Source organism: Natribaculum luteum (assembly GCF_023008545.1).
GTDB classification, from domain to species: Archaea; Halobacteriota; Halobacteria; order Halobacteriales; family Natrialbaceae; genus Natribaculum; species Natribaculum luteum.
Genome location: NZ_CP095398.1, coordinates 681,889 through 700,851 on the forward strand (window position 1 = coordinate 681,889; position 18,963 = coordinate 700,851).

Here is an 18,963-nt window from a genome sequence, read left to right on the forward strand (position 1 = left end):
GTCAACGCAGCCGTTCGAAGCCCTTGAGTCGCCCGTGCGTGAACGTCACTCGATACGTGACCAGTGCATCGAGTGTCTCGAAGGAGTGTTTAAGTTTGAAACGACCGTGGTAGTCGTCTCGCTCGATCCAGCCGTCGTGTACTCGGTTCCGACAGCCAGCCATGTAGAGGAGATCGCCCTCGTCGACGTCGTCACGGCTCGCGTATGGTCGGTCCTCGGGCGGAACCGCTTCGGTGTGCCACTCCTCTTCGAGGAGCCGACCGTCCGCCGTAATTCGGAATGTCGTCATACTCGGCCGGGCGATACCTTTCGTCTGCCAGTCGACGTCCTCTGCTGGAGCCACTGCACCGGGATACTCCGGCAGGTGGACGCCGTCATAGAGCTCGACTGTGTCGAAGAGACCCATCGTCTTCACCGCCAGTGGGACGGGCAGGATTCGAACCTGCGTCTACTCCGTACAGGGAAGTTGAAGGAACTCTCGTCGTCGCACCGGATCTCCGGTGAAAACCCGACGAGAGTGTGACTGCCAGGCTCTTCTACCGTCCCGAAATCTCCCCGGCACGACTCGAACGTGCGTCTCCTCCTCTACAGGGAGGTGTCGTCGCCGCTGGACCACGGGGAGACGTATCGCTGCGAGGATTCGAACCGCGGAAGGACTACCCACACGGCCCTTGACCGTGCCGGTTGATCACTCTGGTGTGGCGGCTCGCGAAGCCTGCCGATCGGTCGGCAGGTAGTCATTTCGCTGTGCGATTGGTTCCTACTGCGCAACCGTAACTGGGGAGTCACGATTACGGCTCACATCGTGAGGGCGTACTTCGGGTGTTCCCCGGGAATACCACACCGGATCATGGAGGTTGCAGACCCTGCTGGGTCCGTCACCGCCGGACCGATCTAGATGATCGGACTGGCGGACTGTGCCTCCCTCGATGGGGATCCCCACGTGGCCACGCCACGCATCCACGCCGACGCCGGGATTCGAACCCGGATCACGACCGCGACAGGGTCGTATGCTCGCCGGATTACACTACGTCGGCACCGTAGTCGCCCCGACCGGAATCGAACCGGCGACCTCCGGATTCAAAGTCCGGCGTCCCTCGCCAGCGGAGACTCCGGGGCTCGGCGTAGCCGCAGCTATCGCTGCGGGGCTGTTGGCTAGTGACTTCCGTTCACTCAGCGCGTACGGAGCCCGTTCGTCACTGTAGTAGAACGAACGGAGACCAATCCGCCGCGAGCCTCGCAACCCGCACTCGTCTGTTGCTGTGAACTGAGCGAGTACTGGTCGAAGGCAGGCAGCAATCCCGTGTTCCCCAACCCCTGACGGGTAGTCCGTATGGGGGCCGAGTTATGCGGGTGAGAGTGTCCGGCCGTCGCCGGATTGCGTCGAACTCTCGTATTCGAAGCCGACGTAGATCCGGCGGTTCGCGTCCGGTCTCTTCGCACGCTGGTGTTGTAGACACTCGCCGAACACGGGACCCGTGGCTACGCGAGAACGAGCACGCCGCGGGTTGAGGCGAGTTGCGACCATCGTGTTGAACGCTCCTAGTTCGAGGGGTGTGTCGGACGTCAACCTGAACTATCGTGGCAATTGTATTAAAATTGATCAGGGTGTGTTAAACACAGCCACAGCAGGGATGGCCGAATTTCGCAATACGGCTTTTGAACGACGAACACACCGTCCACTTGCGCGGCCTGTCGACTCACAGATTTCCCACCAGTTGGTGAACCGTTCTGAGTTGCAAAGACCAGCCGATCACCAGATCTACAACAAACTCCGGCAACTCGAGGAAGACGGCCAGATCACCGTCGACCGGAGTGGTCGGCTCAACACGTACCAGCGTGTCGGATCCACTGACCGGTGAACCGCCTCGGGGTCAAGCCCCGAGGCTTCCCGTTTCAACGACGCGACTTGCAGGAACCGACGAAGACCGCCCTCCATCGGTTTCCACAGCGGTCGCAGTCTCCACGGGCGTGACTTCGGCCTGTCCCAGACCGAACTCCTGAAGACCGCGAGAAAGAACGTTATACGACGCATTTGCATCCCTGTCTGCCTCAAAACCACAACTCGGGCAACTGTGTTCCCGCACCCACAACGGCTTCTCCGTCTCGACACCACACTCAGCACACTCCTTGGTCGTCCCCGCAGGGTTCACTTGGACAACGTGCGTCCCGTACAGGTCGCCCTTGTACTCCAACATCTCGATGAACCCGCGCCACGCGGCATCCTGCTTGTTCCGCGCATTCCCACGCTGTTGAAACATCCCTGAAACGTTCAAGTCCTCCACGAACACGGCGTCATACGTCTTGACGAGCCACGTCGTGAGCTTGTGCTGGAAGTCTTTGACCTTCCGCTTGATTCGACGCTTGACCTTGGCAACCTCACGGCGTTGCTTCTCCCAGTTGTTGCTACCGTGTTCCTTGCGGGAGAGACTGTGCTGTTCCCGACGTAGGCGTTCGTATTCGTCGGAGAGGTCGAGCCAGTCCACACTATCGCCGTCCGACGTGTAGATGTAGTTGTTGATGCCGAGGTCGATGCCAACGCAGTCCTCAACATCCAAGTCACCCACGTCGGGTTTCTCGGGGAGTGCGGTGTCTTCGACTTCGAGGCCGAATGTGACGTACTACTCACCAGTAGTCTCTTTCTTCAACGTCACCTCCTTGATGGTAGCGTTGTCGGGAATGGGTCGGTGATAGCGAATGGGGATGTCATCGATTTTCGAAAGCCAGAGTGTGGCAGTCCGACCACTCGTGTCTTTGAGTTCGAAGCCGGACTGCGAGTACGTCATACTCTGGTACTCTCGCGGTGACTTCCACCGGAGTTCGCCGACCTTGTACCCTGCCTCTTTCCTGTCGGAGAGGTTCGAGAGATTGTCGTAGAAGCGTTCGACGGTCTTCTGCAACGCCTTCGAGTGGACTTCCGAGAACACGGACCACTCATCCTTCCACTCGGTGAGGCGTTTCTGGTGTTGGTATGCCGAACCGATGTTGTCTTCGTCGGTGTCGCGGGCGTTGTATTCGTGGCGGGTGTGGTTGTAGGCTTGGCGGTGGATGTCGATGTGGCGTTCCGCTTCCGCAGTCACGCCTGTTCGGTCGGGGTAGGCGCGGAAGCGGTAGTCGTACCACATCGCTGTACCGTGGCTATTGGTGTGTTTCGATTTAATGGGTTGGTTCACGAGTTGTCGGCTTCATCCACGGGGTCAAGCCCCGTGACATTCGCCTCGACAGCCTGTAAACAGGCCCCAACTCGCGTATTCATCGAGGTGCTGTTGCGATCACGTTTCTGTCCAGACGCCATACTCACTATCCCGGATTTCAGGGTTCGCTGGCGGGCGTGGCCTTGTACTATAACTGATTCGCACTCGATTTGCTAGTATGGCTGGCGGGAGCGTGACAGTCGAACGGGCCGAAGACTGGCAGACCCTTCAGCGGCACCTCTACGGGGAGTCGTCCGAGGATCGAGACCCAGGTGACCAGTATCGCACGTCGGAGGTGTTCCGTGGGCACTCCAACGAGGCATACACACTCCGGACATCTCTCCAGCGGTTCGTCGGCACCACCGGCGAGTGGCAACTGGAGATCCGCCTCTTGCGGGAGTTCAACAAGTACGCCCAACAGTTCATCGACGAACCGGAGTCGTTCTTTCATCTTCAGTCGCTCGCGCAACACCACGGGCTCCCGACGCGGCTCCTCGACTGGACGTATTCGCCATTGGTAGCGACATACTTCGCGACAGGCGGCGACCCCGACGTCGATGGGGAAGTGCTCGTCGTTGACTATGCAGCCGCTCACGAGCATCTGCCGGACAATCTGCAGGAAGTCTGTGAGCTGGCAGAGACCGAGATGCTCGACACCGATCTGCTGGAAGCGGGGATCGAAATGCTACTTCGAGAGAGCGGTGAGGAGACGGCACGGGCTCACGTGCGGGCTGGGTCGGCAAACCTCTTAGAGATCAAATCGGTCGTGACGGAATTCATCGACCAACACCCAGAGTCGTACGCAGTGTTCTTCGAACCACCACCGATCGACCAGCGGATTGCCAACCAGGGAGCGCTCTTTGCGAGCTGGTTTCCAGCTGCCCCTCAACAGCCGATGGACGAATGGCTCGAGACCCACCCGGAGTTCTTCCGGAAAGTCGTCATCCCCGCCGAGCAAAAACAGCCGTTCCGGGAGAAACTCAACCAGTCGAACGTCAACCACCGGACGCTGTTTCCCGGTCTTGACGGGCTGGCGACGTGGCTAACTGATTCTCTCAAACCGACAACGAAGGGAGACAGGTAACCGGGTCGATCACCCACTCACCGATGTCGGTTCTCTCGAGCTGGATGCCGACTCCGCCAACACACGATAAGGTATCCAAGGTATCCTCTGTACCCAGATCTCCGGCTCGTCGTCGACGTCGTCGAACAGGTTGTTATCGTCTGGTTCGTCGATGTCCTCGAGTTCCCGCCCGGCGGAACTGATGCAGCTACAGTTGTCAGGGGGTGTAGGCATGTCGGGCCGTGAGACAAAGTTGATATACTCGAGCTAGAACATCTCCAAAAATGAGTGAGCAGGTCATCGGATTCGGGCGGGAGGGGCTCGACTCCGAGTTACGCGATGAGCGGGACCTCACAGACTCGGTTGACATCCCGTCACGGCGAGTTGAACCCGCCGACAGTGCGACCGAACTGGAGGGGCTGCTGGTTTGGCGATCTGGTTTCTGTCGGTCACCGCGCCCGATGCTGGACGAACTGGAGTATCAGCGACGCCGGTACGAGACAGCCGCGGAGAGACTGGCTCGAGTCCGGACGGATGTGTCCGACGCTCGTGCAGTCGTGGCTGCTGTGTCGTCGGTCTCTGATTTTGCAACCGCATCAGTTGCGCACCCTCCCGTCGAGAGCGAAACGGGGATTGTGCCCCAGCATTCGGCCCAGTATCGTGAGCCAGGAACGGAACCCGCTGCCACGTCAGGGGGCGTCCGTGATCGGCGTACGGACCGCAGCTACTTGCACGGATAATGTAATATGGGGCAGACAAAAGATCAAGCCATTCGTGATATCGTCAAGGGCGCCGGCTTCGTCTACAGCGGGCTGGTCCTCGAGATGGCGATCGCGTTTCTCGCACAGGTCCTTGCCGCCCGGTACCTTTCGGCAAGCGATTTTGGTGGCGTAACGGCTGGTGTCGCGTTGCTCAATATCGGCGCGATCGTTTCTTCGGTCGGATTCGGAAACGGCCTGGCGAGATATTTTCCGCGCCACGACGCGGCGACGAAGTCCGAGTTAGCACGCGCGAGTTTTCTTATTACGTTCCCCGTGTCAGTCGTCATCAGCGGCCTGGTTACTCTCAATGCCGAATTCCTTGCCGCAGACGTATTCGGTGACCCGACGGTGACGCCGAGTATCCTCATCTTCGGGGCGACCATCCCGTTTGCAGCGACGTTGCGGGTCGTCGTCGGCGGAATTCAAGGCCAGAAGAACGCCCGTTATCGGGTCTACGTCGAAAATCTCGTCCGACCGGTCGTCCGGTTCAGCCTCGTTATCGTTGCTGTCGTCTACGGACTTGGACAGGCCGGCTTTGCCGGGTCGTACGCGATCCCGTACGTTCTCGGTTCTGTGCTTGCCGTGGTGCTTCTCGCTCGGACGCTCCCCGAACTCACCGAGACGTGGAGCGTTGATTGGGATCTGACACGGTCGGTTCTTCGATATTCGACCCCGTTTATTCTCTCTGCGACAGCGGGGTTCATCTATCGGAGCGCAGACATTTTCTTGCTACTGTATTTCCTCGACAGCGAAGCGGTCGGCATCTATGGCGTCGCGTACGCGGCGGCAAAGCTGATGCTCATGTTCTCGACCGCGTTTAACTTCATGAGCATGCCGGTTGCAAGCGAGCTCGAGAGCGGCGGCGGGATCGCCGCGGCGGTCGACGTCCAACGCCCGGTTCTCCGGTGGATCACAGCCGCGAGCATTCCGGTGTTCGTTCCGTTAGTGCTGTTTTCGCCGGAGTTTATCTCGATCGTCTACTCGTCTCGATACGCTGGCGGGGCTGTCGCCCTCTCGATTCTCGTGGCCGGATTCGCGGTCCACAACGTCTTGAGCACTCAATCGAACCTCTTGAAGGCACTGGGGAGATCGAAGCTAATCGCAGCGAATTCGGCCGGTAGCGCGGTGGTAAACGTCGTCCTGAACATTCTCCTGATTCCGCGGTGGGGAATCGAAGGAGCAGCCGTCGCGACGGTGATCTCGTATCTCATCTATGATGCGCTGTTTACGCTGGAACTCTGGTACGATACCGGTGAGGTAATCCTCGGCCGGGACCTCGCCGAACCAGTTGCACTGGCACTTCCGCTCCTCGCTGCGGTCTGGTACGTGAAACCGATCGTTCCACCGTCGATCGCTGCAATCGTCGTTACGACCGCTCTCTTCTCGACCGCGTTTCTCGTGACGTTGCTCGTGGTTACCGGCATCCGGCCCGAGGAAGAGATGGTGATTCTGTCGATTCAGGAACGGCTCGGCGTCGAAAGTCGGCATCTCAACACGTTACTCGAGCGGCTGTCGTGATCGCACGTCCGGTGACCGACCCCGGTTCCTCGCTGACCCACGCCGCCGCTGTCGAGATTCGTCTCCCTGCCACGGTCACGAACTCGCGCTTCCGCCCGGTCCTCGGCGGCCACTGTGCCGGTGTTCGTGAGTGGGTGGTCTCTACTTCGATTGACTCGGAGGCGTCTACGCCGTGCGGACCCAGGTCTCCGAGGGTCTTCGACCAATCGTCGTGTCGGCGTCACGGTCGTCGACTCAGCGCCTACAAGCGACTCAGCGTCATCGCCGACACGAGAGCCCGGCCTGGTTCGCTCGCCCGTGGCCGACTCGCGGGTGATGCTGAGAGAAGTATCAGTGATCGATCGGTCGGGATGCTCTTTTCAGCCTGACGGGTTTCGACGATAGCTAGGCCGTGTTGACCATCGACGGCTCTGTCACGTCCTCTGCTTCTTCGCGATCGCCGGGAAGCGGCACCTCCGCTAACCCGTCGATGATAGACTGCGGGTCAGCGTCGACGGTTTGTGTCGCCACTGACGCGGCGTCACCGCTGTCGAGTGCGACGACTGGCCGGCCGACAGCGGCTGCTTCCAACATCGCACGCGAGATACCGCCCCATTCGACGCGTGATGCAGAGAGGAGCACATCGGAGGCGGCGTAGAGTTCGGGCATCTCACTGTAGTCGACGGCACCTTCGAGACGAACGTTCGAGAGAGCTTCCGCGCGATCGACGAGTTCGTCGTCACGCTTTGGACCGACGAGGACGAACTCCCACGCCGGGAGTTCCTCGGCCACATCTAACACCAGATCGATGCCTTTCTTCTGGCTGATTCGGCCGACCGTGAGAACCCGGCGACTATCCTGTGAGAAGAGTTCCGGATGCGCCTCGACGGCCGGATGGAAATGCGAGGGGGATGCGATCCGCGGCTCCGCGATTCGTTCGGCGTTCGACCACCAGGGAATCTCAACACCGCCGTAGGCCGGCGTGTATACGGCGTCGGCGAGGAACACTGCTTTGCCGATGAGATTATTCACGGCGTAGTCTCTGCATCTGGCGATGCCATCGGAATTCATGTACTCCGTGAAATTTGACCGAGAGACGCGAGTACACGTCCGCAGACCGCTCCCGCGTGCGCCGAGAAGCACGCCCGGCGCATGCCACCGCGGTTGGGTGATCTGGCGAACCTCCGTCACGTCGTTCTCCGCAACGTACTGCGAAACCACGTCAGCACACGCCGAAATCAACGAGATCCCCGATGCGTCTTCCATTCGATACCGATGGATTTCGAACGCGTCGCCGTGACGAATCCACGCGGGAAGATCGCAGTCGCTTCCGATAATCAGGTCGAACGCCGCGTCGTCTTCACGTGCCGCGAGGGAATCGAGATAGGCCTCCATATTCGGCGGACAGTCTCGTCCGAGATACAATCCAACTGTCATACTGGTTCCGCGAATCGGATCGACCTAAATCTATTGGGTCCACTCGCAGTCGCGGGTGAACCCACACCTCCGAGTCCACGGCGAGCCCTACCGGTTGAAAGACGCTCACTCTGAACGTTCCGGTAGCTGAGGCTGGCTGCTGAAGACCGGTCCCGATGGCTCTCAAGAAAATCAGTGCCCGATGTAACCGAGAGCCTCGAGACGTTCGCCGACGACCCCCGTTTCGAGAGCGTCGTCGATACCGTAATCGGTGTATGCAGGCTGATCGTAGTGGTCAGCAACGATCTTCTCGAACCGGGCGACGCGTTCCGGTTCTTCTTCGGCGACGTTCGTCTGCTCACGGGGGTCAGACGGGAGGTGGAATAGTTTCGTCGAAATGTGTTTGTCACGCGCAGTGATGAACTTCCACTCCGAGGTTCGACAGCCGGTGATTAGAAGATCGAGATCTACCTCTCGGCCGTCCCGATTCGCGTTCTGGGCGAACACCGCGCGGTCCTCTGGAAGCGAGGATTCGCCGCGGAGAGCAGGACAAAGCGACGTCCCGTGAAATCGCCTCGGGTTGTAAGGGTTGTCGAGGGCTGCCCCGAGCAGCGTCGGACCGATATCGATCGTCGAGGTTACCTGTTCGACGTCAGTGAGGTCTTCGGTCCCGAGTTTGAACAGCAGCGGGACGTGTGCTCCCTCTTCGAAGGGCTCGGTGCAGTGGGTCAAGTTTCCGTGCTCTCGAAACTCCTCGCCGTGGTCCGAAGTGAATGCGACGTGCGATTGTTTCCACAACCCCCGTTCCTTGAGACCGTCGATGAGCCGTTCGAGTTCAGCGTCGAGCTGTCGAAGCGACGCATCGTACATCGATGAGACGATGTCGACCTCTTCGGTCGAGAGGTCCTGTGGATTCGTGTGAAGCCTATCGTCGGTACTTCCCAACTGGTGTGAGAGCTGAAGCTAAAGCGTTGGTCTCATGATGCCTTGTTTTGCCGCCGATTGACGGCAACTTCAGACGTTCTCACAGGAAGGTTCCGTCAGATTAACCGGGAAATGGACGCCGTCTGGCGATATGGCATCGCTCAGACGACTAGCGCGAATGTGTCGAGACCTTGCCAAACAGCACGTTGACGATCCGGACGTACCCGCCGCGCCGGATGGCGCGGACGGGTACGCCAAGTGGACACAGATCGCGTTAATTCTGTTCCGCGTCGAACTGGAGAAGAGCCTCCGTGAGACTGAAGACTACCTCAACGAGATGCCAGGTGTTCTTGCTGTGTTCGATCTCGACGAGGCACCGCACTACAGCTCGTTCTGTCGGTGGGAGCAGGAGTATCAGATGCGTGAACTGCGCCGCCTGCTCCGCGCTTCGGCGGAGCAGGCGGGCTGGAGTGGTGAAGCTGCGATTGATGCAAGTGGCTTCCAGCGCGATCAAACCAGCTACCACTACCGCGACCGAGCGAACTACTCATTCCAGTCGATGAAGACAACGATCTTGATCGACGTGAACTCACTGGCGATCAAGGACGTTCATTTTACGACGCAGAAGGCCTGGGACGGCCACATCGGGATGCAGGTCTTCCGCCGGAACGCGGAAGACCTGCGTGTGTTGTCTGCTGACGCGAACTACTCGTGGAGCGACCTCCGTGAGGAGTGTCGCTCCGAGTCAACGCGACCGTTGATCAAGCACAGGGAGCAGACACCGTTGCAGAAGGCCCACAACGCACGAATGAACGATGACTACAACCAGCGCTGGATGAGTGAAACCGGCTTCTCGCAGTTGAAGCAAGACGACGGCGAGAAGCTCCGCTCCCGGAGCTGGCACGGCCAGTTCCGGGAGCTAACTCGCAAGTGCATCGTGCATAACCTAACGCAGGCGGCGAGTTAGGGCTCGCCGCCTGCTCCCCTTTTCCGGACGTATCCGGGAGAGGCATCGCCGTCGTCACCGGAACAACGGAGCAAGGTACCATAGTTTTGACTCATCAGCAATCGCTGTGACTGACAGCTACTGCATCTTCTGAGGTCGAAAAGCCGTCTCTAACGTCGTGAAATTGTAGATCAGCAACCCCACCCCGATGCCGTCTTGCGTTCAACAAGGCATCTCATGAGGAAGATGTCTGGCTGAGTGAATGTGTTCAGCGTCCCTCAACCAGACGGTGTTCTTTCAGACTCAGACGTGAAAGATCTAGCGGAAGACGTCATTTGCCAGCTCCCTTTGCCAGGGATCGAGGGCTCGCCCCTCGATCCCGGCGATATCTGGGCGGTCGTCATTCTTGCAGCAGTCAATCAGACCTCCATCTGGGAGACGTGCAAGGACAATGACAACGCTGTCTGTGACGATACTGTCATGGACTGGCTCCATACGCTCAACCGAGAGTGGCTTGAGCAGGTTGCTAACCGCCTTCTCAGGGAGGTAGCGATGACGATCCTCGACCCTAATCGGTCGAGGATCGTCTCCATTGACTTCGTCGATAATCCCTACCACGGAACGTACGCCGATGAAGAAGGTGAACTCTGCCGCATGCACGCGAAAGACGGAACAACGACGTGCCACCGGTACTGCACAGCGTATCTCGTCTCGAACGGAAAGCCAGTGACGTTGGCGATGACGTACGTCCGTAGCGATGAGAAAGAGGCCGACGCGGTCGAGCGCGTCCTCGACCGCGTCGAAGCCTATCCCTTCGACATAGAGCTTCTGTTGGCTGATCGTGGCTTCTACAACGAACGTATTCTGCGTCGTTCTCAGGAGATTGCTGCGACTGTCGTTCCCGTCCAAAAGAAGGGAGAACACATGAAGGAAAAGTTGGACACGCACCGTTCGTACATGACAACCTATCGGATGTACAAAGACCGCGAGCGGGAACTAGAATTCCCGCTCGCGGTCGCTGTGTCCTATCACGCTGGAGATCGAGGGAAAAGCGGGGAGGTTGTGCGAGGGTATGTGGCGTGCGATCTGGCTGATCGCACGCCCAAGCAGGTCGAACAGCTGTACCGGAAACGGTCAGCGATTGAAACAAGCTACCGGGTGTTTCGCCAAGCACGAGTGGTAACGACGACACAAGATCCAGTCGTCCGCTTTGCATTCGTCTTGGTCGGGTTCTTGCTGGAGAACCTCTGGCTCGTGCTTCGGTGGGCGGTCGTCGCCCGCCCGCGTCGGGGCGGGCGCGACCTGCCCGAGGAATTCACGTTCAAGACCTTCTCTGACTGGATCAGACATGCATTAGAGGAAGAGCTAGAGCGGAGTTGGGAGATCGAGATGAACGGAACAGGTGTGCCAGAAGCATACGCGCCGGCCACGGGCTGACGCCAGCCCGCGGCCTTGGGCAAGCTCTTGGTGAGCAACAGCATTCGCCTAGAACAGCGTATCTCAGCCTTCTTACTTCACTTCTCCTCATCCGTGGATTCTATTTCCTGTTCACTCGGTTACCACACCGGCATTCGCTCTGTTCGTCAATGACTCAGCACAGTTCACGAAGCGACTTTCGGGAAGTACCGATCGTTGATGTTCCACAGTTCATCCGCTGAAACGTCCGGTGCACCGACTGCGTCTCGGTATTCCTTTGGCGGGACGTACGGCGAGTGCGTTTCCATGAAGTGTGCGAAAACGAACAGCGGTTGGTCGTCGGGCGCCTTGTCGATGTACTCGAGCGTGCGATCGACGATCTCGTCAGCCGTGGGATGCGGCGGCGTCCGCTCCTCTACCAGTCGATACATGCGTTCGACTGCCCGGTAGAGCGGCCCGTCCTGATCCAATCGTTCGTAGACGCTAGATTTCAACGAATTGATCCGCTGACGGAACGGTGAGACGGCGATTTCGGCGTCCGACTCGACGTTGAACGATCCGATTTCTTCGTTGATGACCGTCTGCTCGCTATCGAAGTAGACATCAAAGCCACGATCCCACCCAAATCGCGTATGCAACTGCGCGTTCGCGTTGATACCCAGCGTCGTATACCCTGCCTCGTCGAACACAGTCGAGAGCATCGTCCGGTGGTCCGTCAACTGTGCGTAACCACCGTACATCAGCGGATAGGAAGAGGTCAGAATCCCTGGAAAGCTCTTACGCGTCCCTGTTCCCGTCGCTATCGCCTGTGTACAGGCGGCTCCTGAATCCGCGAGCGCGTCGAGCGTCGGTGTAGTTTCGATAGGATATCCGTTCTGTGAGAGCCGGTCGTACCGCAGTCCATCAGCAGTGAACAAGAATACATGATCGTTCATATTGGGTAGTTGGATAGCGATTTGCCGTCAGACCGATTTCGTAGCAGTCTCATGAATGGTCTCTCAATGGTGAACCAAGTGTGTCGCTGGGGATTGGCGGATCGCCGGAATCGATAGATTCCGCGATCCGCACCGAGAACAGTACGCATCTCCGCCAGCAACTCGTAGTCCAGAAGCTTGAGAACCGTCTTCTCCGTCGCCAACTCGCTGCACAGCAACAACAGATCGAACAACTTGAGACTCGCCTCAAGAGGTACGAAAACCCAAACACACCACCCAGTAAGCAGGGTGGTGCGGCTGGATCACCTGGCAACGACGACAGCGACGAGGAAAAGGACGAAAACCAGGAAGACGACGCTGGCGGCGACGCTGACGCCGCCAGCGACTCATCCCCAGGACGTAGCGAAGGTCACGAAGGAACAACTCGACCGCCACCTGAACCAGAGGAGACTATTCGAGTCGATCAGGGATATTGTCCAGATTGTGAGCAAAGCCTCTCTAACCCGGACAGCTACGTCTCACGAACTGTTATCGACATTCCTCTTCCCATTCCAACCACTGTCATCGAGTACAAACTCGGCAAACACCGCTGTTCCTGTGGAAACGAGGTCGTTGCTGAACATCCTGACTGCCCGGAAACCGGGCGGTTTGGGCCGAATATCATGGCCCAAACCGCCCTCGGTAGGTTCCATCAGCGACTTCCGAACCGTAAACAGGCGGAGCTGTTTGATTGGGAACTCGATATTCCCATCTCTCATCGGACGATCTACAACCTGACCAAGCGGGTCGCAGACCGGCTGCGACCCGCGTATGACGATGTCAAAGCCCGTATTCAGGAAAGTGACGTCGTCTACTGCGATGAAACGGGATTTCCTGTTGACGGAGAGCAACACTGGGCGTGGACGTTCGTTACTGACGAAGAGGTGCTGTTCTGGGTTGATGAGAGTCGTGGAAGCCAGGTGTTAGAGGACGTCCTCGGCGAGGAATTCGCCGAGGACTCGACGCTCAGCTGTGACGGTTGGTCAGCGTATCCGAGCTATCACACGAAGCTCCAGCGGTGCTGGGCACATCTGTTGCGGGAGGCGGAGTACGTTGCTGAACGGTACGAGGAAGCAGAGAAGTTATCTGCGGAGTTACACGCTCTCCATGACGATTTAACGGCGTTCGACAAGGAGGATCCATCCGCCTCCGCCCGCGAGCAGAAGCGGGCGGAGGCGTCGTTACATCTGGAAGGCCTGATCAGGGAAGACTATGAGGCACAGGAGGTCCAGAAGCTGATCGAGAAGATCAGGAACGGGTTAGGCCACTGGCTGACGTTCGTCACAGAGCCAGACGTCGATTCGACGAATAATCGCGCAGAGCGCGCTCTGCGCGAGCAAGTTGTGCTGCGGAAGATGTTCCGGACCCTCCGCTCAGCCGAAGGGGTCCAGATTCACGAGACGATCACGACCATGTTAGCCACGTGGAAACGGCGAGGACTAGATCCGCCTGAACAGCTCCAGTCCATCCTCGGTGGGAAAGAACTCAGTTCAGGATGAGAGGTATCACTGATCGGTGAATCCTGGTCACGCTATCCAACTACCATATTGGTTCCTTCTGGGAAATAGTTTGAACATGAGATATAAGTTAGGTCTTTAATTAGTATTTCCCTATCAGATTGCCGAGCAGGTATCGGCGGTGAGCAAAGCTGTATTTTTGATGGATTCTTGCCTTGTTGAACGCAAGACGGCATCGGGTGGGGTTGCTGATCTACAATTTCACGGCGTTAGAGACGACTTTTCGACCTCAGAAGATGCAGTAGCTGTCAGTCACAGCGATTGCTGATGGGTCAAAACTATGGTACCTTGCTCCGTTGTTCCGGTGACGACGGCGATGCCTCTCCCGGATACGTCCGGAAAAGGGGAGCAGGCGGCGAGCCCTAACTCGCCGCCTGCGTTAGGTTATGCACGATGCACTTGCGAGTTAGCTCCCGGAACTGGCCGTGCCAGCTCCGGGAGCGGAGCTTCTCGCCGTCGTCTTGCTTCAACTGCGAGAAGCCGGTTTCACTCATCCAGCGCTGGTTGTAGTCATCGTTCATTCGTGCGTTGTGGGCCTTCTGCAACGGTGTCTGCTCCATGTGCTTGATCAACGGTCGCGTTGACTCGGAGCGACACTCCTCACGGAGGTCGCTCCACGAGTAGTTCGCTCGGTCGCGGTAGTGGTAGCTGGTTTGATCGCGCTGGAAGCCACTTGCATCAATCGCGGCTTCACCACTCCAGCCCGCCTGCTCCGCCGAAGCGCGGAGCAGGCGGCGGAGTTCACGCATTCGATACTGTTGTTCCCATCGGGACAGCGAACTGTAGTGCGGTGCCTCGTTGAGATCGAATACAGCAAGAACAGCTGGCATCTCGTTGAGGTAGTCTTCAGTTTCACGGAGGCTCTTCTCCAGTTCGACGCGGAACAGAATTAACGCGATCTGTGTCCACTTGGCGTACCCGTCCGCGCCGTCCGGCGCGGCGGGTACGTCCGGATTGTCAACGTGCTGTTTGGCAAGGTCTCGACACATTCGCGCTAGCCGTCTGAGCGATGCCATATCGCCAGACGGCGTCCATTTCCCGGTTAATCTGACGGAAGATAACCGTGAGAGCGTCTGAGACTGTCGTCATTCGGCGGCAAAACAAGGCATCATCCAAACTGGGTAACGCCCCAGAAAGCGCTCGCCGATAGTCTCAGTATCTGCAGTGAAATCCTTAACGTCATCCAGCTCCACTGCTGTGTCTGTGACGACTGAATCGAAGTGTTCCATCAACTGGGGCTTGGTAACCGGTGGGAGTGAGTCCAGAGTTGTAATCGGCCGGTCAACATCTTCGTATAGCCGCTTGTAAAACCGAGATTTGCGGAGCACAAAATCGAGCAGTTCTTGGAGCCGCTGGTGTTGACGCTCCCTTATCTCGGCCTCCGAAGCGTTCTTCATACGGAACGCATCGATCCGGGTGCGAAGTTTGGCAAGCGATGAGGGCTGGTTCATGTGCTGAGACTTTGATGTAGGACACAAAATATGTACACCCACGGATCCATTTGCCCACCCCAGATGAACATGCGCGCTGAGTTCAGCACGGCCGATGGAACCTGTCACAGACCGAGGGTTTCAACAAGGCCAAAAATCCCGTACCACCACGATGAGCTCGACATATCACACAGTTACAGTAAAATGGCTCAAAATAGCGGGAAAGTGATTTAGTGCGATACAACGCTCTGTTCTCACTCCTTAGCGATCAGCTGTTTCGAGCGAGAATATATCTGAAGAATAGGATTTCGACAGAGCCTGCCAGTATTATCTGAACACCACCATTCTTCTTGTCACAACTAACGGCAGTCTGTGTACTGAACGTATCCGGCTGGAGTGTATCAACGACAGAGGATGTCAACAGAACCGTTCAGTTCCAATGGGGCTGGTCGTGATCGGGGCAATCGTAATCGACACCGTTCGTGGGGATCGAGTCTACGACACGATCTCCTGGACGTAGATGTGAGCGTACGCACCCGCCCACACGATGGACAGGAGTTCACCGACGCTCGATGAGATCATACTCAAACCGGGAGTCGACGAAGCCAGGCTCGTCCCCATCTCGAGGAGAGATGGCGGCAAATAAAAGCTGATTGCACTCCCGATAGCGATCACTACGATGAGTACGACCTTCCCTCGGTAGTTCGTCGTGATGCGCCAGCTAACCCGAAGTGATTCGATGGGGCCGTACTGGCCGATGACACAGGCTTCCGGTACGAACCAGAATTTGAACATCAAGAGAAGAAACGGCACGGCAAAGACGATCCCGCCGACTGCCGCCGCAACGGGAAAGCTGACCATCTCCACGGGATTGCCCGGAATAAGACCAACAAGCACGAGTAGTGGCAGAGTGAGGAGGGATGGGATCATCATAACGAAGAATACGAGTAGAAGGACGCCGCCAACTACCGCCGGTATCCGAGCAATACTTCGATGCAGTCCCGCGCGTATCGTGACGGGGTCACCAGCCAGTTCTCCGGCGACAATCGTTCCCACGTAGGCTCGAATCAAGAAGATGAACGCGAACGCTGCCAAGGCCTCGAGTACGTCGATTACAGGCAGCGGGAGCACGTCGATACTGTCCGTCTCGAGAAGCCGGTTGGCGAGGACGATCACGCCGGCGAAGGCGACAATCGACGGGGAGGATCGCAACAGTCGAACGGACCAGACCAACGCATCGAGGACGGTCCGATTGGTGGTAGTCGTCTCGATGTTTCGGCATTCGAGACACCCACACCCGTCGACATCGTCTCGTTCCTTGATCGTTGGCGCCATGCCACACGTGACTGTGTCGTAAATGGTAGAAATACTTCGGATCGGTGCGTCGGTGCGTTCGCTCATTCAGCAGTAACAAACTGTGAGATGGATTCACCGACTGCAAGCAGGATCGATGGTGGACCGAGCAGCGAGGCGAAGGATTTGAACGCGCGTTTGAGACTCGGCCGATCGTCTTCGGTACCGAGAAAGAGCAGTGTCGGATCTTCGGAAACGACGTACACACTCATCTCTCGGCCTTTCTCCGAATAGCAGGTGTCAGTGACTTCGATTACCCCGGCCGATTCGAGGTTCGTCAGGTGATAGTGAACGTTTTGAACGCTCTGGTCGAGTTGCTCAGCGATCCGCGCCGGTGTCGCCGGCGTCTCGTTGAGCAGCCGGAAGATCTCGTAGGCGGTTTCAGAGGATAACGCTTCGATCACCTCTCGCGTCGCGTCGTCGTCGAGGCTCAGTACGGCTGGGGAATCGCTTCGTTCGACGGCGGCGTCTGTTTGTGTCGGAAAGAGCCGTGTCATAGTTACGGGGATTCTGTGAATGGCGGTCGCAGGGATCCGATCCGATCAGTGGCTGTTCGAGACCGTAATATGTAGTTGTTGGTGAGTGTTCATACTGCCCCCGAGGTGGCAGGTGAAGCAGCGATCAATCGCAGGTAGTAGGCCGTGTACACCGTATAGAGGTACGCGAAGCCGACCGCGTAAAGACCGATCCCGATCGGGAGGAGGACAGCGATCGGAATTCCGAGGTCGATCGGGAATACGTCAGTCGGTCCAGTATCCGTCAGCGTCAACTGGAGGAGGTACTCGGGTATGAAGAAGGCGTTCAGCAGAAGGATCCAGACCAGCGAGAACCCGACGACGCTTTTGAGATTCGAGCGGACGAGGGCAATACTTCTCCGGAACGAACCAGTAACACTCTCGTTTTCGATGACGATCGCAGTGTCATAAAACTGCACGAACATAATGACGATGAGGATAGACAGCAGCCAAACGAGTATAGAGCCGACGCCTGCGGCGAAGGCAGCCATCTCGTTAATCGCGGCGAGCGATATCGATCCGACTCCGAGGACGAACCCAATGGAGCCGAGTCCCATAGCGACTCCAAGGACGATAAGCACGAACAACACAGTTCCAAGGAGAAGTGGGAGGTAATGTGTCCGCGCTGCAGTAAAAAACTGGGTGAGCGATGCGCCTGTTCCTTCGATTGCGGCCTGAGCGGTTCCGATGAAGCCGCCGAGAACGAACGGGAAAACAACCAACCACGCGAGTAAGACACCTGCTGACAGCAATGGTGATTCGATCAGGCGATCTACGTATTGCAGTTGGCTTCCGACCCCGAAGAGAAAGCCAGCGACGAGCAGGATCGGATTCGATCGGAGGGCAGTGAATCCGTCTTTGAAGGCGGAAACGGTGACCATCGTATCCACAAATCGCCGTCGTCGCGTATTAGGTCAATCGTAGTATCAAAACCAGATTTAAGCTTTCTCAGCGGCTGACGCTGCCATTTCGATAGAACTGTCGCAAAAGGTTCTGTCGAAATCCGTGTTCTGTCTTGCGATTTGCTGAACGGCCAGTTTTCGACTGGATTCACGCACATCGGTTGGAAGGAGAACTCGTCGCTATGCCAACATCCAATGGGTTCAAGAAAACCATCATTCCCCAGCAGAACGTCTGTTGGGTGGCTGTTACAGAGCGAGAAACAGCGACTCGGCCTTTATTGTTCTCCCACTTTTGCACTCAGCTATGGAATTCAATTTCAATGGCCCGTCCGGAGCGCTCCAGATCGCACTCACATTGATCGTGGGGCTTGGAGCGATCGGGTACGGTGGCTACAGTTATTCGGCCCAATCTGCGGCGTTGGACTCCACAGAGACGGTCGATGCGACGATCGTCTCGACCTCGATCGAACGGCACGACGCACGACGGGGAACGGACGACTACAGTCCGCAAGCGACGTTCAACTACACCTACGAGGGAGAGACCTATACGTCCTCACACGTGTATCCAGGAGACGTGTTGCACGAATTCGGGACCCAAGAAGACGCCAGGGCGCAGTTAGAGGGGTACGAGCCGGGAGCCACCGTGACAGCCTACGTGCCATCGGATTCGCCTGAAAATGCGTTTCTCAAATACGAGAGCAGCAACAAACCGCTGTACATCATCGGGCTCGGTGCTATCCTCGTACTCGGCACGATCGTTTCCGTTCTCCGAGGCTGACCAGCTGGCAGATTTTCCCCGTCTGTATAACAGTCAGGACCGTTCAATTCCCACCCGGCAAGCACAAACGAGGAGAACGGTGGTGTACTCGCGCGAGATGCACGAATTTCGACGACTACCTCGAGTGGTTTGACTGAGAAATCACGAAATGTGATTCGACGTCGGCTCTGGCAGCTTGCTGGCCACAGTCGGTCGGTAGAACGAGGACGTCACTGTCACGGCAACCAACGGCGATCGCTGCGTTGTGCACGTGTCGTGACCGTGCCTTGGACCGCTG

At 57.6% G+C, this 18,963-nt stretch carries 16 protein-coding genes, 4 tRNA genes and 1 pseudogene; 7 read left to right on the top strand and 14 right to left on the bottom strand.

The window, feature by feature from the left end; genetic code table 11:
• Position 1: 1 nt before the first annotated feature.
• The 5 genes from MU558_RS21780 to MU558_RS21800 form a co-directional block, all read right to left on the bottom strand.
• Positions 2-406 carry a hypothetical protein gene (locus tag MU558_RS21780; protein WP_246975502.1) on the bottom strand — a complete coding sequence of 135 codons (405 nt, stop codon included), beginning with the start codon at positions 404-406 and terminating at the stop codon, positions 2-4.
• 15 nt (positions 407-421) lie between these two features.
• Positions 422-546 (bottom strand) — tRNA-Thr (locus tag MU558_RS21785).
• Between the two features lie 4 nt (positions 547-550).
• Positions 551-622 (bottom strand) — tRNA-Tyr (locus MU558_RS21790).
• A gap of 341 nt (positions 623-963) precedes the next feature.
• Positions 964-1,037, bottom strand: a tRNA-Asp gene (locus MU558_RS21795).
• A gap of 7 nt (positions 1,038-1,044) precedes the next feature.
• Positions 1,045-1,120, bottom strand: a tRNA-Gln gene (locus MU558_RS21800).
• A 616-nt stretch (positions 1,121-1,736) separates the two neighbouring features.
• Here MU558_RS21800 and MU558_RS23215 point away from each other — a divergent pair.
• Positions 1,737-1,862: a hypothetical protein gene (locus MU558_RS23215; RefSeq protein WP_265781593.1), complete on the top strand. Its 126-nt coding sequence runs from the start codon at positions 1,737-1,739 to the stop codon at positions 1,860-1,862.
• 12 nt (positions 1,863-1,874) lie between these two features.
• Here the strand turns inward: MU558_RS23215 and MU558_RS21805 are convergent.
• Positions 1,875-3,125 (bottom strand): annotated as a pseudogene (locus MU558_RS21805) (RNA-guided endonuclease InsQ/TnpB family protein).
• Between the two features lie 247 nt (positions 3,126-3,372).
• On the opposite strand from MU558_RS21805, the gene MU558_RS21810 reads away from it, so the two are divergent.
• Together MU558_RS21810 and MU558_RS21815 are read left to right on the top strand one after the other, a co-directional pair.
• Positions 3,373-4,278, top strand: a complete 906-nt coding sequence (locus MU558_RS21810) for an FRG domain-containing protein (protein WP_246975504.1) — start codon at positions 3,373-3,375, stop codon at positions 4,276-4,278.
• 725 nt (positions 4,279-5,003) lie between these two features.
• The gene (locus MU558_RS21815; RefSeq protein ID WP_246975506.1) at positions 5,004-6,536 is read left to right on the top strand and encodes a flippase; all 1,533 of its coding nucleotides are present in this window, start codon (positions 5,004-5,006) and stop codon (positions 6,534-6,536) included.
• Between the two features lie 384 nt (positions 6,537-6,920).
• Here MU558_RS21815 and MU558_RS21820 read toward each other — a convergent pair whose 3' ends face one another.
• Positions 6,921-7,952 (bottom strand): glycosyltransferase family 4 protein, encoded by a 1,032-nt coding sequence (locus tag MU558_RS21820; RefSeq protein WP_246975508.1) that lies wholly within the window; start codon positions 7,950-7,952, stop codon positions 6,921-6,923.
• Between the two features lie 171 nt (positions 7,953-8,123).
• Positions 8,124-8,876 (bottom strand): sulfatase family protein, encoded by a 753-nt coding sequence (locus tag MU558_RS21825; RefSeq protein ID WP_246975510.1) that lies wholly within the window; start codon positions 8,874-8,876, stop codon positions 8,124-8,126.
• A 130-nt stretch (positions 8,877-9,006) separates the two neighbouring features.
• Between MU558_RS21825 and MU558_RS21830 the strand changes: the two genes are divergently transcribed.
• Both MU558_RS21830 and MU558_RS21835 read left to right on the top strand, forming a co-directional pair.
• A complete protein-coding gene (locus MU558_RS21830) occupies positions 9,007-9,822 on the top strand; it encodes an IS5 family transposase (protein ID WP_246972198.1) in 816 nt (271 codons plus the stop codon).
• A gap of 243 nt (positions 9,823-10,065) precedes the next feature.
• Entirely contained in the window at positions 10,066-11,238 is a 1,173-nt protein-coding gene (locus tag MU558_RS21835; RefSeq protein WP_246975512.1) for an ISH3 family transposase, read from the top strand.
• Between the two features lie 164 nt (positions 11,239-11,402).
• On the opposite strand, the gene MU558_RS21840 is transcribed toward MU558_RS21835, so the two are convergent.
• Entirely contained in the window at positions 11,403-12,152 is a 750-nt protein-coding gene (locus tag MU558_RS21840) for a sulfatase-like hydrolase/transferase (protein ID WP_246975514.1), read from the bottom strand.
• An 80-nt stretch (positions 12,153-12,232) separates the two neighbouring features.
• On the opposite strand from MU558_RS21840, the gene tnpC reads away from it, so the two are divergent.
• A complete protein-coding gene (gene tnpC / locus MU558_RS21845; protein ID WP_246966203.1) occupies positions 12,233-13,690 on the top strand; it encodes an IS66 family transposase in 1,458 nt (485 codons plus the stop codon).
• A 380-nt stretch (positions 13,691-14,070) separates the two neighbouring features.
• On the opposite strand, the gene MU558_RS21850 is transcribed toward tnpC, so the two are convergent.
• The 5 genes from MU558_RS21850 to MU558_RS21870 form a co-directional block, all read right to left on the bottom strand.
• Positions 14,071-14,724: a transposase gene (locus tag MU558_RS21850; protein WP_246975516.1), complete on the bottom strand. Its 654-nt coding sequence runs from the start codon at positions 14,722-14,724 to the stop codon at positions 14,071-14,073.
• Between the two features lie 69 nt (positions 14,725-14,793).
• Positions 14,794-15,159, bottom strand: a complete 366-nt coding sequence (locus tag MU558_RS21855) for a hypothetical protein (protein ID WP_246975518.1) — start codon at positions 15,157-15,159, stop codon at positions 14,794-14,796.
• A 474-nt stretch (positions 15,160-15,633) separates the two neighbouring features.
• Positions 15,634-16,473: a DUF7847 domain-containing protein gene (locus MU558_RS21860; RefSeq protein WP_246975520.1), complete on the bottom strand. Its 840-nt coding sequence runs from the start codon at positions 16,471-16,473 to the stop codon at positions 15,634-15,636.
• A 62-nt stretch (positions 16,474-16,535) separates the two neighbouring features.
• Entirely contained in the window at positions 16,536-16,988 is a 453-nt protein-coding gene (locus tag MU558_RS21865; protein WP_246975522.1) for an ArsR/SmtB family transcription factor, read from the bottom strand.
• Between the two features lie 89 nt (positions 16,989-17,077).
• The gene (locus tag MU558_RS21870; RefSeq protein WP_246976634.1) at positions 17,078-17,887 is read right to left on the bottom strand and encodes a DUF7847 domain-containing protein; all 810 of its coding nucleotides are present in this window, start codon (positions 17,885-17,887) and stop codon (positions 17,078-17,080) included.
• Between the two features lie 325 nt (positions 17,888-18,212).
• Between MU558_RS21870 and MU558_RS21875 the strand changes: the two genes are divergently transcribed.
• Complete coding sequence (locus MU558_RS21875) at positions 18,213-18,686, top strand: DUF3592 domain-containing protein (protein ID WP_246975524.1); 474 nt, start codon at positions 18,213-18,215, stop codon at positions 18,684-18,686.
• The last annotated feature ends 277 nt before the right edge of the window (positions 18,687-18,963 follow it).